This is a genomic window from Streptomyces canus, assembly GCF_041435015.1.
Taxonomy (GTDB): Bacteria; Actinomycetota; Actinomycetes; order Streptomycetales; family Streptomycetaceae; genus Streptomyces; species Streptomyces canus_G.
In genome coordinates, this window is sequence record NZ_CP107989.1 from 1,046,827 (window position 1) to 1,071,090 (window position 24,264).

Sequence of the window (24,264 nt, forward strand, 5' to 3'; positions counted from 1 at the left end):
ACGGTGCACGCGGTGCGTTCAATGCCGTTTCTTTACGCCCCGATTGCCACGCCGATTCGGCCACCGGCCGTGCCGGGCGGGCCGCGGGCGGGAAGAATCCCCCATATGACGATGACGCCCGCCGAAGCCGACAAGGTCCTCGCCGACAACTTCGCCCCTTGGGTCCTCGACCTCGGCCTGTCGGTCGAGACGCTCGGCGACGACCATGCGGTCCTGCGACTTCCCTGGTCACAGCGATTGGCGCGGGAGGGCGGCGCGTGGTCGGGCCAGGCCCTGATGGCCGCCGACACCGCCACCGTGATCGCCGTCTCGGCGGCCAGAGGCGCCTGTGGACCGATGACGACAGTGCAGCAGTCCACGAACTTCCAGCGGGCGGTGTCCGGTTCGATGTCCTGATCAAGGCGGTCGTCACCAAGCCGGGCCGCCGCATGGCGTTCGCCGACACGTTCGGCACACGGTCGGCGACGGTCCGTTGTGAAGAGCGCCCCGAATCCCCCCTCCCGCGAATCTGCACATCGAATGCGCAACCAAGTCACCCCGAGCGGAAGTTCTGCACAAGCACGGACCGGCGCCCATGTCATTGGCGAGGTGTGTCGCATTCGCCATGACGACGGCAAGGGTCACTTCACGCCGCCGCAACATCACCTGTGAAGAAGTCGGCACCAAGGCGTGCGCAAGCCTGCACGGATAGAGGCTTCTGTGACTCAAGTTCCCTGGTGAGACGGGTGGTTAATTGGAAGGGCGGAGCCGCCGCGTGCTTTGATCCATCGCACCGCAGGGCCGCCGGGGTTTCCGGAAACGGGATCCGGTGCCCTGCGATTGCGGCCGTCATCTGTCCCCAGAGGGGGCCGCTCCCCCCTTGCGAAATACCCATACGAAGGGAAGTTCCATCATGAACTCCACCCCCCAGGTTGAGACCGTCGAGATCTCGGACGCCGACCTCGACAACGTCTCCGGCGGCCTGCAGCTGAACGCCCTCGGCACCGTCACCGGCCTGGTGGACGGCGTTGCCCCGGTTTCCGGCCTGGTCAACACGGTCGTCGGCACGGTCGAGGGTGCGACCGGTCTGAACACCGGCGCGGTCACCGGCCTGGTCGCCGGCCTCTGATCACCTTTTTCGTGATTTGATCACTATCTTGTGGTCGACCCGTCCCGGAGCCGCAAACCGGCGGTTCCGGGACTCTTGGGTGCCGTAATCAGGCCGGCTCGCGCGAGTCGGTCCTTTCTCATTGGCAGCATTCGCAGCTTTCGCAGGTGAGGGAAGACCCGTGCAGTTCCGCCAACAGGCCCTCGCCAAGCTCCAGTCACCGGAGGAGCTCGACCTTCCGGTGCGCTTCGCCCGTCCGCAGGGCTGGCTGGTGATGTCGGTGACGGTGGTCGTGATGGCCGCCGCCTCCGTGTGGGCGGTGACCGGTTCGGTGGCCTCCACGGTGAGCGCGCCCGCCATCCTCACGCACGGGCAGGGCAGTTACATCCTGCAGAGCCCGGTCGCGGGGCAGGTCACGCAGGTGATCGCCAAGGAGGGCACCCAGCTGCCGGCCAACTCCCCCGTACTGAAGGTCCGTACGTCCGAGGGCGACACCGTCGTCCGCACGGTCGCCGCGGGTCGGCTCACCGCGCTGGCGGCCACCATCGGGCAGATCATCTCGACCGGCGCTAACGTCGCCGCCGTGGAGAAGGTCTCCCACGCCTCCGATCCGATGTACGCCACCGTCTATGTGCCCGCCGAGAACGCGGCCTCCATTCCCGAGGACGCCGCCGTGGATCTGACCGTCTCCTCGGTGCCCAGCCAGGAGTACGGCGTGCTGCGCGGTCATGTGAAGTCGGTGGACCGCTCGGCCCAGTCGGCGCAGCAGATCGCCGCGTTCCTCGGGGACAGCCAGCTCGGCGAGCAGTTCACCAAGGACGGCCGGCCGGTCGCCGTACTCGTGAGGCTGGACAAGTCCAGGAGCACGAAGAGCGGTTACCGGTGGTCCTCCGCCGAGGGCCCGCCGTTCGCCCTCACCTCCATGACCGTGGCCTCGGGTTCGATCCGGCTGGCCGATCAGCGTCCCGTCGATTGGCTGCTGCCGTGAGCACCGCACAGGACACCCGGAGCAGGCGCCGCTCCGCCCCGCCCAGACGCCCGATCCCCAAGGGGAAGGCGAAGACGGTCCGTACGCCGACCGTCCTCCAGATGGAGGCCGTGGAATGTGGCGCCGCCTCTCTCGCGATGGTGCTCGGCCACTACGGCAAGCACGTCCCGCTGGAGGAGCTGCGCATCGCCTGCGGTGTCTCCCGGGACGGCTCGCGCGCCAGCAATCTCCTCAAGGCGGCCCGCAGTTACGGCCTGACGGCCAAGGGCATGCAGATGGACACGGCCGCACTCGCCGAGGTCAAGACGCCGGCGGTGCTGTTCTGGGAGTTCAACCACTACGTCGTCTACGACGGCATGGGCCGCCGCTTCGGCCGCCGCGGTGTCTACATCAACGACCCCGGCAAGGGCCGCCGTTTCGTCCCGATGGAGGACTTCGACGGCAGCTTCACCGGCGTCGTGCTGGTGATGGAGCCCGGCGAGGGCTTCACCAGGGGCGGCCGCAAGCCGGGTGTTCTCGGCGCGATGCCGGCCCGGCTGCGCGGCACCGCGGGCACCATGCCGACGGCGGTGCTGGCGAGCCTGCTGCTGGTGCTGGTCGGCGCGGCCACTCCCGCGCTGAGCCGCACCTACATCGACATGTTCCTGATCGGCGGGCAGACCTCGCTGCTCGGCGTGCTGTTCGCGTCGATGGGGGCCTGTGTGGCCCTCACCCTGGCCCTGACCTGGCTCCAGCAGGCGAACCTGCTGCACGGCCGCATCATCTCCTCGACGCTGTCCAGCGCCCGCTTCCTGCGCCATCTGCTGCGCCTGCCGGTGACGTTCTTCTCCCAGCGCAGCCCGGCCGACCTGGTGCAGCGCCTCCAGTCCAACGACCAGGTGGCCGAGACCCTGGCCCGTGACCTCGCTGCGGCCGGCGTCGACGCCGTGGTCGTCGTCCTCTACGCGATCCTGCTCTACACCTACGACCCCCAGCTCACCTATGTCGGCATCGGTGTGGCCCTGCTGAACGTGGTGGCCATGCGGGTCGTCATCCGCCTGCGGGCGACGCGCACGGCGAAGCTGCGCGCCGACAGCGCCCGCCTCACCAACACCGCCTACACCGGCCTGCAGTTGATCGAGACGATGAAGGCGACCGGCGGCGAGGACGGCTACTTCCGCAAGTGGGCCGGGCAGCACGCCACCACCCTGGAGGAGCAGCAGCGGCTCGGTGTGCCGAGCGCCTGGCTGGGCGTGGTCGCCCCGATGCTGGCCACCTTCAACAGCGCCCTCATCCTCTGGATCGGCGGCATGCGGGCGATCGAGGGCGGTATCTCCGTCGGTCTGCTGGTCGCCTTCCAGGCCCTGGTCACCCGCTTCACCGCGCCGATCACCCGCCTCAACGGCGTGGCCGGCCGCATCCAGGACTTCGCGGCCGACGTGGCCCGGCTGAAGGACGTGGAGAACTTCAAGGCCGACCCGCTCTACGGCCGCCCCGGCGCCGGCGACTCGACGCGCAGGCTGCACGGCCATGTCGAGCTGCAGAACATCACCTTCGGCTACAACCCGCTCGACAAGCCCCTGCTGACCGGCTTCGACCTGACCGTAGGACCCGGCCAGCAGGTGGCGCTGGTCGGCGGCTCCGGCAGCGGCAAGTCGACCGTCTCCCGGCTGATCTCGGGGCTGTACACGCCCTGGGAGGGCGTGATCCGCATCGACGGACAGCGCCTGGACGACATTCCGCGCGGCGCGCTCGCGTCCTCGGTGTCCTTCGTCGACCAGGACGTCTTCCTCTTCGAGGGTTCGGTCCGCGACAACGTGGCGCTGTGGGACCCGTCCATCCCGGACGACGCCGTGGTGGACGCACTGCGGGACGCGGCCCTGTACGACGTGGTGATGCACCGCCCGGGCGGCATCCACAGCAGGGTCGAGCAGGACGGCCGCAACTTCTCCGGCGGGCAGCGCCAACGTCTTGAGATCGCGCGGGCGTTGGTGCGCCGGCCCAGCATCCTGGTCCTCGACGAGGTGACCAGCGCGCTGGACGCGGAGACCGAGCTGGTCGTCATGGACAACCTGCGCAAGCGCGGCTGCGCCTGTGTGGTGATCGCGCACCGGCTCAGCACCGTGCGCGACAGCGACGAGATCGTCGTCCTGCAACACGGCACGATCGTGGAACGCGGGCGGCACGAGGAGCTGGTGGCGCGCGGTGGCGCGTACGCGGCGCTGGTCAAGGAACGGTGACATGACCTCCCCCCAAGACGGTGACCTGGTCCTCAACGCGCTCGGGCAGATGGGCACGCGGGTCGACTGCGCCGGTTTCAGCCGTATCGACCTCGAGGGGCCGCAGGTGCTCTGGCTGGTCGTGTCGGGCGCGGTGGACCTGTTCGCGGTCGACGCCGGACAGCAGGGCCACTGGCACCACCTGGGCCGTCTGGAGCCGGGCGCGCTGCTGCTCGGGCCGGTGGCGGGGCCGGAGCACACCCTGGTGGCACGGCCCCTCAGGGACTGTGTGGTGCACCGCATCGGCCTGCGCGAGCTGTACGAGCCCGCGCACACCCAGACGTGGTCGTACGACGAGTACGGCAACCCCCAGTACGTACCGCCGACGACGAGCCCGCTGGAGTACGCCCTCGCACTCGGAGTGGGCCGGAGCCTGTCCATCCTCTTCCAGGCGCCGATGGCCGACGAGCGGGCCGCCGCCCCGACCGACGACGACGTGTTCTGGATGCAGGTGCCGCCGGGCAGCGTGCAGTACGGCTCGCTCTACGGCGCCGAGGCGGCCGCCGACCTGCTGATGGACCCGGCGGTCTGGCAGTCCATGGTCGACCAGCAGTACCGGCTGCTGACCACGCTGGACCGCTGGATCGAGCAGCTGGAGCGCACCCACGAGACCCGGACGGCCGCGGGTATCAAGGCGGGTGAGGCCGTGCGCGCCCAGGCCGACCGGACCCTGCTGGCGTCCATCGGCAAGTCGAAGCAGCGCACGACGACGGCCGACGCCGACGCGAGTTACGCGGCCTGCAAGCTGGCCGCCGACGCGGCCGGGATCCCGCTCGCCGAGAACGCGCACAGCGGCACCGAGAGCGACCGTCTCGATCCGGTCGAGCGAATCGCCCTCGCCTCCCGCGTCCGGATCAGGTCCGTGCGCCTGGACGGCGGTTGGTGGCGCGACAACGTCGGCCCGCTGGTGGGCCACCGGGCGCTGTCGGGTGCGCCGGTCGCGCTGCTGTGGCGGCGCGGCGGCTATGTGGCCGTTCATCCGGCGACGGGACGCGAGACGCCGATCGAGAAGGACAACGCGGAGGAGTTCGAGCCGCGCGCGGTGATGTTCTACCGCCCGCTGCCCGACCGGAGGCTCAGCCCGCTCGGGCTGCTGCGGTTCAGCATGCGCGGGACCAGCGGCGATGTCACGAACCTGCTGCTCAGCGGTCTGGTGACGGTGGCGATCGGCGCGTTGGTCCCGATCGCGACCGGCAAGGTGCTCGGCGAGTTCGTGCCGAGGGCCCAGACCGCTCTGATCGTGCAGGTGTGTCTGGCCGTGATGGTCAGCGGGGTGGTGACGGCGGCCTTCATGCTGTTGCAGAACCTCACCATGCTCCGTCTGGAGGGCCGTATCGAGGCGACCCTCCAACCGGCCGTCTGGGACCGGCTGCTGAGGCTGCCGACGAAGTTCTTCACCGAGCGTTCGACCGGCGAACTGGCCAGCCAGGCCATGGGCATCAGCTCGATCCGCCGGATGATGGCGGGCATCGGCCCCACCGTCGCCCAGTCGGTGACCGTCGGCGCGATGAACCTGGGACTGCTGTTCTGGTACAGCGTCCCGATGGCGATGGCGGCGATCGGCATGCTGGTCGTCATCGCCGCCGGCTTCCTCGGCCTCGGGCTCTGGCAGGTGCGCTGGCAACGGCGACTGGTCGTCCTCAGCAACAAGCTGAACAACCAGGCCTTCCAGACCCTGCGCGGTCTGCCCAAGCTGAGGGTGGCGGCGGCGGAGAACTACGCGTACGCGGCCTGGGCCTCGGAGTTCGCCCGCAGCCGCGAGCTGCAGCAGAAGGTCGGCCGGATCAAGAACCTCACGTCGGTGATGGGATCGGTCTATCTCCCGCTGTGCACCCTGCTGATGTTCATGCTGCTCGCGGGCCCGGCGCGCGGGTCGATGTCGGCGTCCGAGTTCCTCACCTTCAACACCTCGGTGACGATGCTGCTGACCGCGGTCACCCAGCTCACCGGCGCCTTCGTCTCGGTGGTGGCCGCGCTGCCGTTGTTCGAGGAGATCAAGCCGGTCCTGGACGCGCAGCCGGAGGTGCGCACCGCGAGCACCCGGCCGGGGCCGCTCACCGGCGCGATGGAGGCCCGCAGGCTGTCCTTCCGCTACTCCGAGGACGGTCCCCTGATCCTGGACGACGTGTCCTTCGAGATCCGCCCGGGTGAGTTCGTGGCGATCGTCGGCCCGAGCGGCTGCGGCAAGTCGACCCTGCTCCGGCTGCTGATCGGCTTCGACCGGCCGGTCTCCGGGAGTGTCCTCTACGACGGCCAGGACCTGGCCGCCCTCGACCAGTCGGCGGTGCGCCGGCAGTGCGGTGTCGTCCTCCAGCACGCGCAGCCGTTCACCGGCTCCATCCTGGACGTCATCTGCGGCACCGAGCCGTACACGCCCGAGGAGGCGATGGCGGCGGCCGCAATGGCAGGGCTCGCGGAGGACATCCAGCGGATGCCGATGGGGCTGCACACCATCGTCTCGGGCAGCGGGGCGATCTCCGGCGGCCAGCGTCAGCGGCTCATGATCGCCCAGGCGTTGATCCGGCGGCCGCGGATCCTTTTCTTCGACGAGGCGACCAGCGCCCTGGACAACGACACCCAGCGCACGGTCATCGAGTCCACCAAGGCCCTCAACGCCACCCGGATCGTCATCGCCCACCGGCTGTCGACGGTGCTGGACGCCGACCGGGTGATCGTGATGGAGAACGGCAAGGTCGCCCAGCAGGGGCCGCCCGCACAGCTCCTCGCGGACACGGGCGGCCGGCTGCACGAACTGGTGCGGCGGCAGATGGCGTGAGGGGTCGGCCCGTCCCCGGTCAGTCCATGCCGGGGACCGGTGCGCCGGAGGGGACTCCGGCGTCGACGTACGCCTGGTAGAGCTCCTTCCACTGCGGCTCTTCGAGGCTCCGGCCGTGGGCCCGCGCGTCGAGGCCGGCGAGGCACACGTCCCAGCCGGCGCCGTTGCGGGCGGCGGTGTCGGCGGCGCTCAGCACGTTGGTGAGCGTGAAGCGCGTCCGCTTCTCGTCGAGCGGCTCCAGGTCGAAGTGCAGCTCGTCGCCGCCCCACGCGAAGGAGAGGTGCCGGGGCTCGTCGAGGGCGATGACCCGGCCCGTGGAGTCCTCCATGTGCGGGTCGCCGCTGAACTTGATGGTGCCGCCGGGTCGCAGCTCGATCTCGGCGCGGGACGGGAACCAGTGGGCGAGCTCGTCGGCGTCGGTCACGAACTGCCACACGCGCGCGACCGGGTGGTCGTAGGTGCGGACGAAGCGGACGGCCGGGCCGCCGTCGTCGAGGGTCAGATAGGTGCCGGTGGGGTCTGCGGCCATGGTGGATCAGTCCTTCGGAGCGGTTTCCTCGCGCGTCCTGCCGTACCTGGACCCAGATTACGCATGCCTGCCCTCCCCTCCTCAGCGAAACGTTGCCGTTTCGCTCGAAGTGCTCTAGCCTCCATGTGTACGAAACGGTTTCGTTTATGGGCCGGAGCCCAGCCGACTTTCCCTGGAGTTGTCCCATGTCCCAGAAGACTCTGACCGAGAGCGGACAGGAGGGCGCCGTCGAGGCGCCGACCGACGCTTCGGCCAAGCGGTGGTGGATTCTCGCCGTCGTCGCGCTCGCCCAGTTGATGGTGGTCCTGGACGCCACCATCGTGAACATCGCCCTGCCCTCGGCCCAGGCCGACCTCGGTTTCTCCGACGCCAACCGGCAGTGGATCGTCACGGCCTACGCGCTGGCGTTCGCCTCCCTGCTCCTGCTCGGCGGGCGGATAGCCGACCTCTTCGGCCGCAAGACGGCCTTCCTCATCGGTGTCGTCGGCTTCGCGGCCGTCTCCGCGCTCGGCGGCGCCGCCACCAACTTCGAGATGCTGGTCACCGCCCGCGCGCTGCAGGGCGCCTTCGGCGCGCTCCTCGCGCCGGCCGCGCTGTCCCTGCTCAACACGACGTTCACCGACGCCCGCGAGCGGGCCCGGGCGTTCAGCGTGTACGGCGCCATCGCCGGTGCCGGCGGTGCGGTGGGTCTGCTGCTCGGCGGCGTCCTGACCGACGCGCTCGACTGGCGCTGGACCCTGTACGTCAACGTCGTCATCGCCGTCGTCGCCTTCGCGGGCGGCTGGCTGCTGCTGCACAACCACCGTGACGCCGCGAACTCCAAGCTGGACGTGCCCGGCACGCTGCTGGTGGCCGCCGGTCTCTTCTCCCTGGTGTACGGCTTCTCCAACGCCGAGACGCACGACTGGGGTTCTCCCGAGACCTGGGGCTTCCTGGTCGCGGGCGGAGCGCTGCTGGCCGCCTTCGCCTGGTGGCAGACCCGTGCCGCGCACCCGCTGCTGCCCCTGCGCATCCTGCTGGACCGCAACCGGGCGGCCTCCTTCCTGGCCGTGCTGATCTCCGGCGGCGGCATGTTCGGTGTCTTCCTCTTCCTCACCTACTACCTCCAGCTGAACCTGGGCTTCAGCCCCACCAAGACGGGTGTGGCCTTCCTGCCGATGGTCGCCGCCCTGATGGTGGCGGCCCAGGTCAGCACCACCATGCTGGTCCCCCGGATCGGTCCGAAGGTGGTCATCCCGCTGGGCTTCGCGGTCGCCGCGGTCGGCATGGCCTGGCTGACCGGGATCGGCGTCGGCTCCAGCTACCTGTCCGCCGTACTGCCGCAGCTGATCGTGACCGGCTTCGGCCTCGGCCTGGTCATGCCGCCGGCCATGCAACTGGCCACCGGCGGGGTCGCGGCCGAGGACGCCGGAGTGGCCTCGGCCACCGTCAACGCCATGCAGCAGGTGGGCGGTTCGATCGGCACCGCGCTGCTGAACACGCTGGCCGCGAGCGCCGCCACCGACTACCTGGCCGGCAAGGACCCGACGAACAAGCTGGTCCAGGCCCGGGCGACCATCGAGAGCTACACCACCGCCTTCTGGTGGTCAGCCGGCCTCTTCGCCGTCGGCGCGCTGATCACCTTCCTGCTCTTCCGGCGCGGGGTGCCGGAGCAGGACGCGGACGCCGCACCCGTCGTACACATGTAGGAACCGCAGCAGGAGCCGCTTGGTCCGAGGGGCCGCCGTCAGCAGGGAGACGGCGGCCCCTCTCGTGGTTCTCCGCCAGGTGGCCGGGCGCGCCTACGGGAGATATCGACGCGGCGTGCCGAACCGGTGGCCGAGAGCGACGCCCTGACGGGACGACCGGCGTTGGAGGCGGTCGTCCCTGGGTACCCACACGTCCATGCGGATAAGCGTGGTGGATGTGGGGTCGAACACGGTCCGGCTGGTGGTGGCGGACGCCGAGGGCGGAGTGCCACTGCCGGTGCACACGGCGAAGTGGCGACTGAGACTCTCCGATCATGTACGGCCGGGCGGACCGGTCCCCGAGGAGGCCGTGGAGCGGCTGGTGGAGGCGGTGGAAGGGGCGAGCCGGACCGCCGCCAGGTGGGGTGCGGCCGGGCCGCTGGCCTTCGCGACCGCCATTGTGCGGTCGGCGCCGAACCGTCAGGAGGTGCTGCGCACCGTCCGTACCCGGACCGGTGTCGGGCTGTACACCCTGCCGGGCGAGATGGAGGCGGAGCTCACGTTCCTCGGGGCACGGCGCTGGATGGGCTGGCGTTCGGGGCCGCTCGCGCTGTTCGACATCGGCGGCGGGTCGCTCGAAGTCGCCTTCGGACGCGGCCGGTTGCCGGACTACGTGGCCTCGCTGCCGCTGGGCGCGGGCCGGCTGACCCATGAGTTCTTCGAGGGGCAGGACCCGCCGCCCCCGGAGGCGATGCGGGCACTGCGCCGCAAGGTCCGGCACCAGCTGCGGGACGTGGCGTCGCGGATCCGCTGGGAGGGACCGCGCACCGCGGTGGCCACCTCGCGCACCTTCGAGCAGCTGGGACGGCTGTGCGGCACCCAGCCCGGCCGCCGTGGTCCGTTCGTGGAGCGGCGCATGCACCGCGCCGACCTGCGGGAGGCCATCGACGCTCTGGCCGCCCTCCCGGCCGCGCGGCGGGCCGAACTCCCCGGCATCTCCGCACCGCGCGCCGCGCAGAGCCTGGCCGGTGCGGTGGTCGGGCACACGGCGATGAAACTCACCGGCGTCAGGACCGTCACCATCTGTCCCTGGGCGATCCGCGAGGGGGTCCTGTTGCGGCACATCGAGGACGGCGCCTCCTGGTGGGCCGAGATCGCCCGCCGCAACGAGGAGCACACCCCTCCCCCGGCGCCGGTCCCCCTGCGCATCGCGACCGCCACGACCTGAACGAACAGAAGAAGGGAAGGATCCGCTGACGCCGTCACCGCCAACACCCGGGCGCAGGAGGCGTCCGGGTGTTGGCGGTGACCCACCGGCGGCGCGCCCGGCGGGCGTGCCGCCGGCGACGACGCCCCCGGCCCCCTCCCGACAGGCGGGTGACCTCCCGCTTCACGGGTACCCGGGGCGCATGGATCACGACCGCCGAGAACCTCCGCTGCCGCCGGCCCGGGGCCCGGTCTCCGCCGCCGTCCAGGAGTATCTGCTCGGCGCCGGACCGCTGCCGCGTCACGAGACCGTCGCAGGCGCGGACGTGTACGGCGACGACCTCCAGCTCGCCCTGTACATCTGCTACGAACTGCACTACCGCGGCTTCTCGGGCGTCTCCTCCGACCACGAGTGGGACCCCGGGCTGCTGCGCACCAGGGCGGTCCTGGAACACCGCTTCCTGTCCGCCCTGCGCACGGACACCGCGGTCCACGACAGCGTCGAGGACGCGCTCGCCGGGCTTCTCGTGGAACCGGTCGACGGCACGGGACTCAGCCATTTCCTGAGCAGGGAGGGCGAGCTGTGGCACGTACGCGAATACGCGGCCCAGCGCTCGCTCTACCACCTCAAGGAGGCCGACCCGCACGCGTGGGTGCTGCCTCGGCTGTGGGGCCGGGCCAAGGCGGGCATGGCGGCGGTGGAGTTCGACGAGTTCGGCGGCGGCCGCCCCGACCGCGTCCACGCCCGGCTGTTCGCCGACCTGATGACGGACCTGGGCCTGGACACGACGTACGGGTACTACCTGGAGGCGGCCTGCGCGGAGATGCTCGCGACGGTGAACCTCATGTCCCTGCTGGGCCTGCACCGCAGCCTGCGCGGAGCTCTCGTGGGCCACTTCGCGGCGGTCGAGATCACCTCCTCCCCCGGCTCCCGGCGACTCGCCGAGGCGATGCGCCGCACCGGCGCGGGACCGGCCGCCGAGCACTTCTACGACGAGCACGTCGAGGCCGACGCCGTCCACGAGCAGGTCGTACGCCACGAGGTCATCGGCGGTCTGCTGGCCGAGGAACCGCACCTCGCCCCCGACGTCGCCTTCGGTATCGACGTCACCGGCCTTGTCGAGGACCGTCTCGCCGAACGCCTTCTGCGCGACTGGGCGGACGGACGCTCGTCGCTGCGCACCCCCACGCTTTCCGAAATCCACCATATTTCCTGAATGTCGGGGTACCTGGGCAGCGTGAGATCACTGTTTCCCCCTCTGGTCCTTCCCGGTGTCTACACCCCTCAGGAAGACACCGCGCTCCTGGCCGGGGCCCTGTCCGAAGAGCCCCTGCCACCGGGCGCGGACGTTCTGGACGTGGGCACCGGGACCGGTGCCCTCGCTCTCCAGGCGGCGCGCCGGGGCAGCCGGGTGACCGCGGTCGACGTGTCGTGGCGGGCGGTGTGCACGGCCCGGGCGAACGCCTGGCTGACCGGCGCGCGGGTCCGGGTCCGGCGCGGGAACCTCTTCCACCCCGTGCGGGACCAGTCGTTCGACCTCATCCTGACCAATCCGCCGTACGTGCCGGCGCCGACGGACGCCCGGCCACCGCGCGGAAGGGCGCGGGCCTGGGACGCGGGCCACGACGGGCGGTTCGTGCTGGACCGCGTCTGCCGTGAGGCGCCCGCCCTGCTGCGCCCCGGAGGGGTGCTGCTGATCGTGCACTCCGAACTGAGCGACTCCGGACGGACGGTGGGGCATCTGCGCGCGGCGGGCCTCAAGGCCGCCGTGACCCGCCGGCGCCGCATCGCGTTCGGACCGGTGCTGCGTACCCGGGAGGCATGGCTGCGTGAGCGCGGCCTGCTGTCCGCCGACGCCGCCCACGACGAAAAGGAAGAGCTGGTGGTCGTCCGTGCCGAACTCCCCCTCTGACTCCGACCGTCCGCGCCGCATCCGGGTTCAGCACCGGGGCCCGCTGCTCGTGGAGGGCCCCGTGGAAGTGGAACTGGAGGACGGCAGCACCGTCGTCTCCGACCGCTTCCGGGTGGCTCTGTGCACCTGTCGGCGCAGTCGTCGCTATCCGTGGTGCGACACCAGCCACCGGGAGCGGACCCGCTCCTAGACACGATGCGTCCCTCGCAGGACGCCGGAGTCCGGCTTGAACGCCGGGTTCACGGTGGTGGAGGCGGTCGTCGGGATCGACCTCGCGACGGCGGACTGCCTCGGGGAGCATCTGGACGCGGCGACCGCGATCGACCGGCCCGATGTACCGGTCGACCTGCGACAGTTGTCGTTCCTCGGGTCGGGCGGCTGCGCGTGGCCACCGACGGGCCGCGCCTGCACCGGCTGCTGCGCGCTGCGGCCTGTGGCGCCGATTCCCACTGCTCCTCCAGCTCCCGGGTTCCCGGAGAAGGCGTGAACCGAGGGTCCGGCGGACGGCCCCACTCCGTCCGCCGGCCCTCGGTGCGGGATCACGGGGTTCCGTGAGAGGGACGGCACTCCCCAACTGCGGGCCCCTCGGGCAGGTCACGGCGACCTCGCGATCCCGGTCTCTCAGAACGCGAAGACGCTCGACCCGTAGGAGCTCTTCACGCACTCGTTGGCGAAGGTGCGTTCGTAGGAGACCCGCTTGCCCCGCCATACGCCGTCGACCGTGACCACCACGGGGGCGTACTCCTTGGTGCACAGGGCGTCGGATGTGCCCCCGAGGGCGTCGAAATCCCCTCCCACGGCCCGCAGTTCGGCGCAGGCCAGGGGCGCTGCCGGATGGGTACCCGAGGAGGTCGGGGCGCAGGTCAGGGTCACGGCGCGTTCGGGGGTGACGGTGGCGGCACTGTCGCCATGGCCGAGGGTGAGCACGAGGGCCGAGGGAGCGTAGAGGCCCGAGGCGGCGGCCGGTTCGGCGAGGGCGGCCCCGGTCAGGGGTCCGCAGACGGCGGTGGCCGTGAGGCCGAGGGTCGCTGCCCAGCGCGCGGTGTTCCGCATTGTGTGCATCCTTCCGCTGGATTCGAGGGTGTGCCCTCCGGCTCGGTCGGTGCCGGAGCGGCGAGCGCGAGTCTGCCGAGTCCTGGCCCGAACTTCACATCGACCCCACAACTTTCAGTAACCTTGTGTGTTGAATCAGTGGCGTGAAGTCACATCATCCGAACAGCCGAGCCCCCCAACCGGGCGGTTCTTGATCGCCCGATCCGGCCGGATGGCCTGAATACCCCGCCTCAGCAATAGGCCTGAAACATTCCGCTTCAGCCGTCAGCGCACACCGTCACGGCCTCTTGCGTTCCTGGAGCAATGGAGTAATCGTCATTACATGATTACTGACGAGCAACGAGAGAAGCTGCGCGGCTGGTTCACCGGCCGGTTGCCCGACGACCTCTTCGAGACCTTGGCCGAGGTGGTCGTCGACCGCGAGGAGATCACCGTGATCGGCCGCATACCCGGCCCCCGGCTCACGGAGGACGTCTCGGCGGCCGAGCGGGAGGCGGCCGTGCAGGGCAGGATCCAGGAGTTCCGGGAGCGCACCCGGGACGAGCGCATCGAGGTCGCCCGCGAGGCCGAGCACAAGTTCCGCCGGAAGGTGTCCTGGGGCGTGGAGTGCGACGGCGAGCGCGTCCTGTTCACGCATGTGGCCGCGCCCGTCATGACCCGGCTGCGCCAGCCCGAGCGCCAGGTCCTGGACACCCTGATCGCCGGCGGGGTCGCCCGCAGCCGCAGCGATGCCCTCGCCTGGTGCGTCCGGCTGGTCCAGCGGCACACCGACGACTGGCTCGCCGAGCTGCGCGACTCCCTGGAACACGTCCAGCGGGTGCGGGAGCGGGGTCCGGACAGCGAGGAGGTGGCAGATTCCTCCACCGGAGACCCGGAAGACGGATGACCGTACGGTCGGCACACCCCAGCAGGACGGCAACCGCTCGGCGGCCGTTACTGGTTCACGCCCGGCTGGAACCGGGGCATGACACCGAGGGGGGCGGTCGGCCCGCACGGGAAAGGTGCCGCTGCCGCCGATCACCGGGCCGGGGGCGGTGTCGGTGCCCTCGGCTAGATTGCGGGCATGACCAACTTCGTACTGGTGGCGGGCGCGAGGCTCGGAGCGTCGGCGTGGGACGGGGTCGCGGCCGAGCTGCGCGCGGCCGGGCACGAACCGCGTCCGCTGACGTTGTCGGGCCTCGCCGAGAAGCGGGGCGTGCCCGCGGGACAGCAGACCCATGTGCGGGACATCGTCGACGAGGTGGAGCGGCTGGACCTGCGCGAGGTGGTGCTGGTCGGGCACAGCTATTCCGGCATACCCGTGGGACAGGCAGCCGAGAGGATCGGCGACCGGCTCGCGCGGGTGGTGTTCGTGGACTCCAGCGTGCCCGTCGACGGGGAGTCGTTCCTGTCGGGATGGCCGAGCGACCGCGTCCGCAAGGCGATCGAGGAGAACGACGGCTTCTGGCTGCCCGCGGGCCCGGAGCACTACGCCGGCCAGGGTCTGACGGACGAGCAGATCGCCCGGATCATCGACCGCTCGTCCCCGCACCCGGGCGCGACGCTCTCCGAGCCCGCCGTCCTCACGCGTCCCCTGGGCGAGCTTCCGGCGACCTACATCAAGTGCCTCCTCGACGACGAGGAGCCGATGCCCGTCGTGGCCGAGCTGCTCAAGAGCGAGCGCTGGGAACTGGTCGAGATGGACACCGGCCACTGGCCGATGTTCTCCCAGCCGCGCGAACTGGCCCGGATTCTCGCCGAGTCCGTCCCGGCCTCGGCCCTCCCCTCCTGACCGGCGCCCGCCCGCCGATATCGTCAGCGCACTCGACGACGAGAGGCGGTTCGGACGAATGGCCAAGCACTGGGCGGACTTCCAGTACGAGATCTACCTGGGCGGGATGTCGGGTGCGGTGCCCCGGCTGCCCACCGACCTGACCCGGCTGGAGGAACTCACCGAGCAGCGCCTCGGCCCCGGTCCGGTGGGCTATGTCGCGGGCAGTGCGGGCGACGGCAGTACGGCGCGGGCGAACCGGGCGGCGCTGGAGCGGCGCCGGATCGTCCCGCGCATGCTGCGGGACGTCCACGAACGCGACCTGTCCGTCGAGGTGTTGGGGCGTGTCCTGCCCGCCCCGCTGGCGCTGGCGCCGGTCGGCGTCCTGTCGATCATGCACCCGGAGGCGGAGTCGGCGGCGGCCCGGGCAGCGGCGGCACAGGGCGTGCCGTACATCCTGTCGTCCGCCTCCAGCACGCCCCTGGAGCAGGTCGCCGAGGCGATGGGGGACGCCGAGCGCTGGTTCCAGCTGTACTGGCCGAAGGACCCGCAGGTGGCGCTGAGCTTCCTGAGCCGGGCCAGGGCTGCCGGGTTCACGGCCCTGGTCGTCACGCTGGACACTCCGCTGCTGTCCTGGCGTCCCCGCGATCTCGACCAGGCGTATCTGCCGTTCCTGCACGGCGTGGGCACCGCCAACTACTTCTCCGACCCGGCCTTCCGGGCGGGTCTGGCCAAGCCGGTGCACGAGGACCCCAACGCGGCCGTGCTGCACTTCGTCAGCATGTTCGCGGACCCCGGCAAGACCTGGCCCGACCTCGCGTTCCTGCGGGAGCACTGGGAGGGGCCGATCGTCCTGAAGGGCGTACTGCACCCGGACGACGCCCGCCTCGCCGCCGACGCCGGGATGGACGGGATCGTGGTGTCCAACCACGGCGGCCGCCAGGTGGCCGGGTCGGTCGCGGCGGCCGACGCGCTGCCGCGGGTGGTGGAGGCGGTCGGTGACCGGCTCACGGTCCTCTTCGACAGCGGCATCCGCACCGGGGACGACGTCTTCAAGGCCCTCGCGCTCGGCGCCCGCGCGGTGCTCCTCGGGCGACCGTACGTCTACGGCCTCGGCCTGGACGGACAGCCGGGCGTCGAGCACGTGATCCGCTGTCTGCTCGCGGAACTGGACCTCACGCTCGCGCTCTGCGGACACGCGACACCGGCGACGGTCGGCCCCGACGATCTCATGGAGGGCCCCGCCTGAGGGGAGGCCTCCGTGAGCGGAGGCCTCCCTGGTTCCTAGATCCGGTCCATGAGCTCCGCGGGCCGGGCCTGCGGAGCCTCGCTCCCGGTGACCGACAGCGAGCCGGGGCTTGCGCTGGAGGTCGGGTCGGTCAGCCAGCGCTGCTGGTCCGAGTGGTCGCGGACCTTGACGACGACGTCGGCGCCCGGGTCCCCGGTGGTGGAGGCGAGGGCGAGCTGCTCGTCCCAGCGGGGCAGTAACTCCCCCTGCACGGTGAGGTCGTAGCGCACGTCGTCGGCCCGCTTCGCCCTGTCGCCCGCACAGGTGCCGAGGATGACCACGCCCGCGTCCCCGCGCGAGTCCAGGCACAGCTCCGGATCGGCCTCGCTGCGCAGCAGACCGTCCTTCTCGTACGACCACTGCTGGGTCCGCTCGGCCGAGCAGGCCGCCAGTTCGGTGCCGGCGCCCTCCTTCACCGTGCCCCGGACGTCCAGGCAGAGGTCGGCGGCGGCGTTGCGCAGCCGGGTCACCGCCGGTGCGGTGGGCAGCTGGGCGGTGCCGGGCGTCTGCGTGTCGACACCCGGGGCCGTGTCGCCGCCGGTGGCGCTGGTGGAGGCTGCGGGGTCGGCACCGCCGTCGTGCGACCACAGCCCGGCGGCGAGCATGGCCGCGAGGAGGCCGGCGGAGGTGAGGCCCACTCCGGTGAGCAGCGTCCGTGAGGACCGCAGGCCACCGCCCTCGCCGGGGGCGCGGCGGCCGGGGGTGGGGATGCGCGCGAGGATGCGGCGGCGTTCCGCGCCGTGCCGGCCGGTGCCCCGGCTGCGGGTCTCCGTCCGGGGCGTACGCCCGGCGCGCAGTTCGAGATAGCGACGGGCACCCCAGCCGAGCACCGCCTCGGCGATCAGCACGCCCAAGCCACCCTCGAAATGGCTCAGTTGTTCCGCGGCGGAACGGCAGTAGCGGCACTCGGCGAGATGCTGCTGGACATCCGGCAGCAGGGCTCCGCCGCGGCGAATCGGAACGTCGAGGAGCCGGTTGTAGAAGCGGCAATCCTTGGTCGGCGCGAGTTCCCGATGGGCATGTACACACCCTTCACGGAATTTTTCACGCGCCTGTTCGAGCGCCGCCGACGCGGTGTCGGTGGCCATGCCGAGGAGCGCGGCGGGCACGACAATCGACTCCGCCTCCACCTCGGTGTGCCACAGCAGGCAGCGGGCGAGTCCGGGAAGGGACTGGAATGACCGCTCGGCGAGCTTGCGATTTTCGGGGGTCATGGACTTCGCGGTCCGCATACCGCGGCCGCCGTTCGGTTTCACCAGGTCCGGCAGAACACCGGTGATCCGGTCCTCGGCCGTCCACTCCCTGACCGTGTCCCGCACGGCCACGAGGGTTCTGGGGCGCAGCGCGAGCGCCGGTTCGCCGAGCGCCAGCCGGTCCAGGACCTGGTGGAAGGCGGCCGCGGCCACCATGGATGCGGTCTCGGACGGGGAGGCGAGACAGATGACCGCGTACTCGTGCGCCGGTTTCCAGTGGCGCGCCATGAGGAGCGCGACGGCCTGGGCGGCCTCGCCGTCGGGACGGCCCCTGAGTCGGGCGGCGAGATCCTCGTCGGATTCTCCGGAGGCACCGCCGGGCGGCGGGTAAGGAGGGAGCGGTGGGTGGGGGGTTGGCACTGAGCGGTTTCCTTCCCACAGACATGGGACTCACAGAAGTTCTCGTTGCCGAAAAGAAGTGCCGAACGGGGCATCCCTTTTGGGCGCGGGTGTGGGAAGCACGAATTCGCCGACGCCCCTCCACCCCGGTTCCCCACGGGACGAATGCGACCCGGCCCTTGCCCCCCACATAGGTGGTTCACCCTTGCACAAGTCACTCACGGCCAACAAGGGCACCCGAGCAACATCCGCGCCAATTGAAAGACAGCCAGAGGGAGTCGCAACTGCGTGCGCTCGCACCGGCTTTCGACATTCCACGCGCCCCGTGTGAAACACGCGCACGCGCCGGAGCGCGACGCACGCTCCCTCCGCGCGGCGACCGGTAGTCCACTGGAGGCGGCCCTCCTCGGAGGCCCCGCGCAGGACGGCGGCTCTCCCGCGCGAACCCCCGGCCGCCGACCCCCTTCCTCCCGCCCTCGGTCGGCGGCCCCGGGGGGCGGGACGGTCGCCGTCCGGCCCGGCACTCCGATCCGGAGCCGGATCGGCTGCCGGCCTCAGATCTGCCAGGAGCGCAGCCGGTCCGCCGCCCCGTACACATCGGTCTTGCCGGAGATCAGATCGCGGGCGAGATCGACGAGGGCGCCGTAGGGCGGGTCGATGCCGACGCCGCTGACGAACATGTAGGCCACGGCGGTGGCGCAGGCGAAGCGGGCGTTGGCCGACGGTAAGGGCTTGAGCAGGGCCAGGGTGTGCAGAAGGGCGGCGGCGCGCCAGGCCGGGTCGGAGTCGACGCCCAGGCGGGGCGGGTCGACGCGATGCCGGGCGACGGCCGCGACGAGGGCCGAGAAGTCGTTGATCGTGGGCTGGTCGGGCATGACCTCTTCGTGCCGCTGCAGCAGCCAGGGCACGTCGATGTGAACGACGGACGCCATCGGTCAGCCGACCCGCCCCGCGCCCCTGGCGGCCGGTTCGTCCTCCGGGAAGGCGGCGGCGAACTCGTCGGCGTGGGCGGAGAAGAACCGGCGGAACGCTTCCGCGCCTTCCTTCAGGGCCCGGTGCCGGGCGATGTCGGCCGCGGCGGCCTCCCGTACGAGGGCCTTCATCGACGTACCGCGCTCCTTGGCGATCTGCCGCAGGTCCTCTAGCTCGCGATCGCTGAACTCCACGTTGAGAGCTGGCATGCCTTCACGGTACCGCGCGGGTACTCAATCGTAAATATTCGCAGCTCAAGATAGCTTTCAAGCGGTACCGAAGGGGTGTGAGCACGGTGTCCGATTCCCGCCGGACGAGCGACGACGGACGTCCCACACTCGAAGGCGAGGCGGAAACGACATGGGCACGGCGACCGTGCGCTCCGGTCGGCGGCACGCGCTCGGGATCGTCTTCCACGACGCGTCCTGGCCACCCCGCCCCGGCCTCGATGAGGCGTGGGTCACATTCCGGCCGTCGGATGTCACATCCCGGCGCCCCGCAGGCCTCGCAGTAGTGAGCGCGCTACTGGGAGGCCATACGAGATGTCCGAGATCCCCGTTCCCGACACCGAAGAGGCGACCGGTGTCTTCGTCGAGCACCGGGAGCTGTTGTTCGGCGTCGTCTACAACATGCTGGGCAGCGTCACCGACCCCGAGGACGTGCTCCAGGACACCTGGCTGTCGTGGTCGCGCCGGGGCGCCGGCGGGATCGACAACCCACGTGCCTATCTGGTCCGGATCGCCGTCAACCACGCGCTCCAGCGGCGGGCCGTGGTCAACCGCCGCCGCGAGACGTACGTCGGCCCGTGGCTGCCCGAGCCCCTGGTGACCGACGGGGCGAGCGCCGACGACCCCGCGCTGCGCACCGAGTCCGTGTCGCTGGCGATGCTGGTGGTCCTGGAGTCGCTGTCCCCGCTGGAACGCGCGGTGTTCGTGCTGCACGAGGTCTTCGGTTACGCCCACACCGAGATCGCGGAGATCATCGACCGCACCCCGGCCGCCGTACGGCAGTTGGCGCACCGCGCGCGGGCCCATGTGCACGCCCGCCGCCCGCTGTACGAGGCCCACCCCCGGGTCCGCCGGGAGGCGACCGAACGGTTCGTGCGGGCCGCCCTCGGCGGGGACATCGCGGAGCTGATGGAGGTCCTCGCGCCGGACGTGACGGTGTGGACGGACGGCGGCGGCATGCGCAAGCAGGCCCTGCGTCCGGTGCACGGGCGGGAGAAGGCGGCCCGGCTGCTCAACGGGTACGCGAAGCGGGGCGGGGCGCAGGCCCTGGGCCTGGAGGTGCGCTACCGGCGCGTCAACGGCGACGACGCCGCCGTGCTGTTCGACCACGACTCGCCGTACGCGGTGATCGTCCTGGACCTCACACCGGAGGGCGACCGGGTCTCGAATCTCTTCGTCGTGACCAATCCCGACAAGCTCGCGCATGTGCGGAAGGAGGAGGCGTGACGGCCGTGGAACGCCCGGCGGAGCCGGGGAAGGGCGAGCGGCTGTCCGGCTGGCTCGACGGACGGCTCGGCACCCGCACACTCGGGGCGAAGTACCTGCGCAAGGTCTTCCCGGACCACTGGTCCTTCCTGCTCGGCGAGATCTGTCTGTACAGCTTCGTCGTACTGATCCTGACCGGGGTGTGGCTGACCCTGTTCTTCCATCCGTCGATGAACGAGGTGACGTACCACGGCAGTTACACGCCGCTGAACGGAGTACGGATGTCGGAGGCGTACGCCTCGACACTGGACATCAGCTTCGACGTGCGCGGCGGACTGCTGATCCGGCAGCTGCACCACTGGTCGGCCCTGATCTTCGTCGCCGCGATGCTCACGCACATGATGCGGCACTTCTTCACGGGCTCGTTCCGCAAGCCGCGCGAGGTGAACTGGCTGTTCGGCTGGGCGCTGTTGTTCCTGGGCCTGTTCGAGGGCCTGTTCGGCTACTCGCTGCCGGACGACCTGCTGTCCGGCACCGGCCTGAGGTTCGTGTACGGCGCCACCCTGTCGGTGCCGATCGTCGGGACGTATCTCGCGCTCTTCCTGTTCGGCGGCGAGTTCCCGGGGCACGACATCGTGGCCCGCTTCTACTCGCTGCACATCCTGGTGATCCCCGGCATCATGGCGGCCCTCGTGGTGGCCCACCTGATCCTGGTCGTCCACCACAAGCACACCCAGTTCGCGGGCCCCGGGAAGACCGAACGCAACGTGGTGGGGACACCGTTCTTCCCGGTGTACCTGGCGAAGGCGGGCGGCTTCTTCTTCCTGGTGTTCGGGGCGCTCACCCTCATCGCGGCGGTGGCGAGCATCAACCCGGTCTGGTCGTACGGCCCTTACCGTGCCGACCAGGTCTCCACGGGCGCCCAGCCCGACTGGTACCTGGGGTTCGCGGAGGGGCTGGTGCGCGTGATGCCGGGCTGGGAGGTCACCCTGTGGGGCCACACACTCGTCCTGGGTGTGCTGATCCCGGTCGTGGTCTTCCCGCTCCTCCTCGTCTTCATCGGGGTGTATCCGTTCCTGGAGGCCCGGTTCACCAAGGACGGGCGGGAGCACCATCTGCTGGACCGCCCGCGCAACCGTCCGGTCCGTACGGCGATCGGTGCGTCCTGGATCAGCCTCTATCTGATCCTGCTGGCGGGCGGCGGCAACGACATCGTGGCGACCCGGCTTCATCTGTCGATCAACTCGGTGACGTGGGCCGTGCGGATCGGCGTGCTCGTGGTCCCGGCGGTCGTCTTAGTGGCCACCCGGCGGATCTGCCTGGGCCTTCAACTGCGGGACCGGGAGCTGGTGTTGCACGGCCGGGAGACCGGTGTGATCAAGCGGCTGCCGCACGGTGAGTACGTCGAGGTGCACCAGCCGCTCGATCAGGCCCGGCTCCACACGCTCACCGCGCACGAGCGGCCCGGTGAGCTGGTGGAGCACGCGAACGTCAGCCTTGATCCGCCACGAAGGACGCCATCCGGGTCAGAGCGGAGTTCCAGTTGATGGTGTGCTCGTTGGTCGACCAGGACTGGATGTCGTCGATGTAGCAGAACTGGCCGACACAGCCCTGGAGTTTGCTCTGCGCGTAGGGGTCCTGGATGCCGGAGTTCGGCCCGCCGGCGAGGGTGCCCTTCGGCGGGTTCGGCATGTTCGGGTCGAGCTCGTGGGCGTACCAACGGGCGTGCTGGTTGTGGGAGTTGACCTCGCCGTAGCCGGTCACGTACGAGATGTTCAGCGCGTTGCGCCCGAAGATGTAGTCGATGCCCTGGAGGGCGCCGTCACGGTACTTCGTGGCGCCCGTGATGTCGTAGGCGGTGGCGATGACGATCCCGTTGTGCAGGATCTGGTGGTTGGAGCCCCAGTCGTAGAGGTTGCCTTCCGGGGCGTACGGCATGCCGTACGGGTGGGCCTTCAACGTGGCCAGGTAGCGGTCGGCGCCCTTGACGACCGACTGCCGCACCTTGTCCCGGCCGGGCAGCCTGCTCGGCACCGTCGCCAGGTCCAGCCGGGCCGCCGCGGCCGTGCGGGCCCAGTCGTAGCCGACGGGGGTGAAGATGTCGGCGGTGTGGACCGGCGAGGCGAGCACGTGGTCCTGGAACGCCTTCTCGCCCGTGGTGAGATACAGCTCGGCCGCCGCCCAGTAGAACTCGTCGGTGACGTTGCTGTCGGCGTAGGTGCCGCCTCCGGTGCCGTCGCTCTCCGAGGCGTACAGATCGGGGTGGGCGAGTGCCGCGGCCCAGGCCTTGCGGGCGGCCGCCAGGGCCTTCGCCGCGAACGCCTTGTCGTACGGCTTGTACAGGCGGGCGGCCTGCGCGGCGGTCGCGGCCAGGTTCAGGGTCGCCGCGGTGGACGCCGGGTGCAGTTCACGCTTCTGCGGGTCGTCGCTCGGCATGAGCGGCAGGCCGGTCCACTGCTCGTCGTGGATCTTGTGGTGAGCCATCCCGGCCAGCGGCTGCCCGTCCGGTACCTGCATCTTGAGCAGGAAGTCCAGCTCCCAGCGTGCCTCGTCGAGGATGTCGGGCACCTTGTTGCCGCTCTCGGGGATGGCGAGGGTGCCGTCGCCGAGTTTCGCGGGCTCTCCGGTGCGGGCCAGCAGCTCACGCTCGTACGTGCTCAGCACCTCCCAGGTGGAGATGCCGCCGTTCACCACGTACTTGCCGTGGTCGCCGGCGTCGTACCAGCCGCCGCTGACGTCGAGGGTGTAGTCGCACACCCCCGGCTGGCAGGGCACGTTCTTGTCGCCCTGGTTGGGGGCCACGTTCACGTGCCCGGCTGCGCGTCCGTAGCCCGGGCGCAGGTCGTCGCGGATCGCGATGCCACTGCGCTGGGTGTAGTAGTACTTCGCCGCGTCGAGGCGGAGCTGTTCGTAGGCGCCCGTACCGATGTCGAAGGGCCGGCTGGTCTCGCCGTCCGCGACCAGGGTGAGGCCCGCGCCGCGCTTCTTGTAGGCGCCGAAGTCGATGGAGTGGACGTTCTGCCCGGACGAGACGTCGGTGCCGCGCGGCACGGTCCAGCCGTGGGCGACGACGGTGCCGGAGGCGCTCTTCAGCTGCCAGGGCAGCTTCGTCGTGGCGTCGGTGACCAGGGTGGCGTTCTTCGGCCCGGCGGGCAGATAGGCGACCTGGTTGACGCGCACGCGCGGTCCGGTGTCGGGCTCGTACACCTCGGGCGGGACGCCGCCCAGCAGGGACACATCGTCCATGCAGAAGCGGAACGGGTCGGCGCTGCCGCCGAGTTGGAAGCCGACCTGGCCCTGGGCGGTGTCGACGGGTGAGGTGAACGTGTAGGAGTAGGAGTTCCCGGAGACGCTCAGCTGGGGGCTCACCTCGAAGTAGGTGTCGTAGGGCGCCACTTGCAGCCCCACGATCGCCCGCAGGACGTGCCCTTCGGGCGAACCGTTCGCGGCGAAGGAGAACTTGTACGACTGCCCCTTCACGAGGGTGACGTCGTTCTGGCCGACGGCGGCGTCCCAGCGGTTGGCGGTGCCACCCGGCACGTCCGCGCACAACTGGCCGCCGGACAGGCCGGCGGTGACGTTGCTGCTCGTCCACCAGGGCGCGGTGGTGGTGTCGAAGGTGCCGTTCTTGAGCTGCTCGACCTCGTCGGCGGCGGCCGGGGACACGGGCGAGGCCACAAGTGCCGCCCCCAGCAGGGCGGTCAGGGACAACAGGGCGGTCTTGCGTCTGTTCACGTCCGGTCTCCTCGGGG

At 70.7% G+C, this 24,264-nt stretch carries 21 protein-coding genes and 1 pseudogene; 16 read left to right on the top strand and 6 right to left on the bottom strand.

Annotation, left to right across the window (positions count from 1 at the left end; translation table 11 throughout):
• Window positions 1-105 precede the first annotated feature (105 nt).
• From OG841_RS04940 to OG841_RS04960, 5 genes and pseudogenes are all read left to right on the top strand, one after another.
• A pseudogene (locus OG841_RS04940) lies at window positions 106-443 on the top strand (PaaI family thioesterase); the annotation flags it as partial.
• Window positions 444-892: 449 nt separating this feature from the next.
• Complete coding sequence (locus OG841_RS04945) at window positions 893-1,108, top strand: hypothetical protein (protein ID WP_057612991.1); 216 nt, start codon at window positions 893-895, stop codon at window positions 1,106-1,108.
• Between the two features lie 160 nt (window positions 1,109-1,268).
• Window positions 1,269-2,075, top strand: a complete 807-nt coding sequence (locus tag OG841_RS04950) for an HlyD family efflux transporter periplasmic adaptor subunit (RefSeq protein WP_328642602.1) — start codon at window positions 1,269-1,271, stop codon at window positions 2,073-2,075.
• Complete coding sequence (locus tag OG841_RS04955; protein WP_371563699.1) at window positions 2,072-4,294, top strand: NHLP family bacteriocin export ABC transporter peptidase/permease/ATPase subunit; 2,223 nt, start codon at window positions 2,072-2,074, stop codon at window positions 4,292-4,294. Before OG841_RS04950 ends, OG841_RS04955 begins: the two co-directional genes overlap by 4 nt.
• 1 nt (window position 4,295) lies before the next feature.
• A complete protein-coding gene (locus OG841_RS04960; RefSeq protein WP_328642600.1) occupies window positions 4,296-7,109 on the top strand; it encodes an NHLP bacteriocin export ABC transporter permease/ATPase subunit in 2,814 nt (937 codons plus the stop codon).
• 19 nt (window positions 7,110-7,128) lie between these two features.
• On the opposite strand, the gene OG841_RS04965 is transcribed toward OG841_RS04960, so the two are convergent.
• Window positions 7,129-7,638 (bottom strand): SRPBCC family protein, encoded by a 510-nt coding sequence (locus OG841_RS04965; RefSeq protein WP_371563702.1) that lies wholly within the window; start codon window positions 7,636-7,638, stop codon window positions 7,129-7,131.
• Window positions 7,639-7,823: 185 nt separating this feature from the next.
• Here OG841_RS04965 and OG841_RS04970 point away from each other — a divergent pair, with 185 nt between their 5' ends.
• From OG841_RS04970 to OG841_RS04995, 6 genes are all read left to right on the top strand, one after another.
• Window positions 7,824-9,326: an MFS transporter gene (locus OG841_RS04970; protein WP_371563704.1), complete on the top strand. Its 1,503-nt coding sequence runs from the start codon at window positions 7,824-7,826 to the stop codon at window positions 9,324-9,326.
• Between the two features lie 196 nt (window positions 9,327-9,522).
• The gene (locus tag OG841_RS04975) at window positions 9,523-10,533 is read left to right on the top strand and encodes a Ppx/GppA phosphatase family protein (protein WP_328642597.1); all 1,011 of its coding nucleotides are present in this window, start codon (window positions 9,523-9,525) and stop codon (window positions 10,531-10,533) included.
• A 181-nt stretch (window positions 10,534-10,714) separates the two neighbouring features.
• Window positions 10,715-11,728, top strand: coding sequence for an iron-containing redox enzyme family protein (locus OG841_RS04980; protein WP_328642596.1), 1,014 nt, complete (start codon window positions 10,715-10,717; stop codon window positions 11,726-11,728).
• Window positions 11,729-12,424 (top strand): HemK2/MTQ2 family protein methyltransferase, encoded by a 696-nt coding sequence (locus OG841_RS04985; RefSeq protein WP_328642595.1) that lies wholly within the window; start codon window positions 11,729-11,731, stop codon window positions 12,422-12,424.
• Entirely contained in the window at window positions 12,405-12,614 is a 210-nt protein-coding gene (locus OG841_RS04990; protein ID WP_059204229.1) for a CDGSH iron-sulfur domain-containing protein, read from the top strand. The genes OG841_RS04985 and OG841_RS04990 overlap by 20 nt, the downstream gene beginning before the upstream one ends.
• A 36-nt stretch (window positions 12,615-12,650) precedes the next feature.
• On the top strand, window positions 12,651-12,911 hold the full coding sequence (locus tag OG841_RS04995) for a hypothetical protein (RefSeq protein WP_365120161.1): 261 nt from the start codon (window positions 12,651-12,653) through the stop codon (window positions 12,909-12,911).
• Between the two features lie 134 nt (window positions 12,912-13,045).
• Here the strand turns inward: OG841_RS04995 and OG841_RS05000 are convergent, their stop codons facing one another.
• Window positions 13,046-13,477 (bottom strand): protease inhibitor, encoded by a 432-nt coding sequence (locus OG841_RS05000; protein WP_328642593.1) that lies wholly within the window; start codon window positions 13,475-13,477, stop codon window positions 13,046-13,048.
• 322 nt (window positions 13,478-13,799) lie between these two features.
• Between OG841_RS05000 and OG841_RS05005 the strand changes: the two genes are divergently transcribed.
• The 3 genes from OG841_RS05005 (at window position 13,800) to OG841_RS05015 (ending at window position 16,476) form a co-directional block, all read left to right on the top strand.
• Window positions 13,800-14,363 (top strand): hypothetical protein, encoded by a 564-nt coding sequence (locus OG841_RS05005; protein ID WP_365120162.1) that lies wholly within the window; start codon window positions 13,800-13,802, stop codon window positions 14,361-14,363.
• 177 nt (window positions 14,364-14,540) lie between these two features.
• Entirely contained in the window at window positions 14,541-15,248 is a 708-nt protein-coding gene (locus tag OG841_RS05010) for an alpha/beta fold hydrolase (RefSeq protein ID WP_365120164.1), read from the top strand.
• Window positions 15,249-15,306: 58 nt separating this feature from the next.
• Window positions 15,307-16,476, top strand: coding sequence for a lactate 2-monooxygenase (locus OG841_RS05015; RefSeq protein WP_371563714.1), 1,170 nt, complete (start codon window positions 15,307-15,309; stop codon window positions 16,474-16,476).
• Between the two features lie 35 nt (window positions 16,477-16,511).
• Here the strand turns inward: OG841_RS05015 and OG841_RS05020 are convergent, their stop codons facing one another.
• From OG841_RS05020 to OG841_RS05030, 3 genes are all read right to left on the bottom strand, one after another.
• Window positions 16,512-18,128 carry an RICIN domain-containing protein gene (locus OG841_RS05020; RefSeq protein WP_328642589.1) on the bottom strand — a complete coding sequence of 539 codons (1,617 nt, stop codon included), beginning with the start codon at window positions 18,126-18,128 and terminating at the stop codon, window positions 16,512-16,514.
• Window positions 18,129-18,661: 533 nt separating this feature from the next.
• Window positions 18,662-19,039: a toxin Doc gene (locus OG841_RS05025; RefSeq protein ID WP_328642588.1), complete on the bottom strand. Its 378-nt coding sequence runs from the start codon at window positions 19,037-19,039 to the stop codon at window positions 18,662-18,664.
• 3 nt (window positions 19,040-19,042) lie between these two features.
• The gene (locus OG841_RS05030) at window positions 19,043-19,288 is read right to left on the bottom strand and encodes a hypothetical protein (protein ID WP_057612978.1); all 246 of its coding nucleotides are present in this window, start codon (window positions 19,286-19,288) and stop codon (window positions 19,043-19,045) included.
• 333 nt (window positions 19,289-19,621) lie between these two features.
• Here OG841_RS05030 and sigJ point away from each other — a divergent pair, with 333 nt between their 5' ends.
• Together sigJ and qcrB are read left to right on the top strand one after the other, a co-directional pair.
• The gene (sigJ, locus tag OG841_RS05035) at window positions 19,622-20,533 is read left to right on the top strand and encodes an RNA polymerase sigma factor SigJ (RefSeq protein ID WP_371563718.1); all 912 of its coding nucleotides are present in this window, start codon (window positions 19,622-19,624) and stop codon (window positions 20,531-20,533) included.
• A complete protein-coding gene (gene qcrB / locus OG841_RS05040) occupies window positions 20,530-22,059 on the top strand; it encodes a cytochrome bc1 complex cytochrome b subunit (protein WP_328642586.1) in 1,530 nt (509 codons plus the stop codon). Before sigJ ends, qcrB begins: the two co-directional genes overlap by 4 nt.
• Here qcrB and OG841_RS05045 read toward each other — a convergent pair.
• Window positions 22,004-24,247 carry a glycoside hydrolase family 9 protein gene (locus OG841_RS05045; protein WP_371563722.1) on the bottom strand — a complete coding sequence of 748 codons (2,244 nt, stop codon included), beginning with the start codon at window positions 24,245-24,247 and terminating at the stop codon, window positions 22,004-22,006. The genes qcrB and OG841_RS05045 overlap by 56 nt on opposite strands.
• Window positions 24,248-24,264 lie beyond the last annotated feature (17 nt).

Excerpts from the sequence above, each read along its gene's own strand:
- OG841_RS04945 (WP_057612991.1), top strand. The coding sequence starts at position 893 with ATGAACTCCACCCCCCAGGTTGAGACCGTCGAGATCTCGGACGCCGAC.
- OG841_RS04960 (WP_328642600.1), top strand. The coding sequence starts at position 4,296 with ATGACCTCCCCCCAAGACGGTGACCTGGTCCTCAACGCGCTCGGGCAG.
- OG841_RS04965 (WP_371563702.1), bottom strand. The coding sequence starts at position 7,638 with ATGGCCGCAGACCCCACCGGCACCTATCTGACCCTCGACGACGGCGGC.
- OG841_RS04970 (WP_371563704.1), top strand. The coding sequence starts at position 7,824 with ATGTCCCAGAAGACTCTGACCGAGAGCGGACAGGAGGGCGCCGTCGAG.
- OG841_RS04975 (WP_328642597.1), top strand. The coding sequence starts at position 9,523 with ATGCGGATAAGCGTGGTGGATGTGGGGTCGAACACGGTCCGGCTGGTG.
- OG841_RS04980 (WP_328642596.1), top strand. The coding sequence starts at position 10,715 with ATGGATCACGACCGCCGAGAACCTCCGCTGCCGCCGGCCCGGGGCCCG.
- OG841_RS04985 (WP_328642595.1), top strand. The coding sequence starts at position 11,729 with ATGTCGGGGTACCTGGGCAGCGTGAGATCACTGTTTCCCCCTCTGGTC.
- OG841_RS05000 (WP_328642593.1), bottom strand. The coding sequence starts at position 13,477 with ATGCGGAACACCGCGCGCTGGGCAGCGACCCTCGGCCTCACGGCCACC.
- OG841_RS05005 (WP_365120162.1), top strand. The coding sequence starts at position 13,800 with ATGATTACTGACGAGCAACGAGAGAAGCTGCGCGGCTGGTTCACCGGC.
- OG841_RS05010 (WP_365120164.1), top strand. The coding sequence starts at position 14,541 with ATGACCAACTTCGTACTGGTGGCGGGCGCGAGGCTCGGAGCGTCGGCG.
- OG841_RS05015 (WP_371563714.1), top strand. The coding sequence starts at position 15,307 with ATGGCCAAGCACTGGGCGGACTTCCAGTACGAGATCTACCTGGGCGGG.
- OG841_RS05025 (WP_328642588.1), bottom strand. The coding sequence starts at position 19,039 with ATGGCGTCCGTCGTTCACATCGACGTGCCCTGGCTGCTGCAGCGGCAC.
- OG841_RS05030 (WP_057612978.1), bottom strand. The coding sequence starts at position 19,288 with ATGCCAGCTCTCAACGTGGAGTTCAGCGATCGCGAGCTAGAGGACCTG.
- sigJ (WP_371563718.1), top strand. The coding sequence starts at position 19,622 with ATGTCCGAGATCCCCGTTCCCGACACCGAAGAGGCGACCGGTGTCTTC.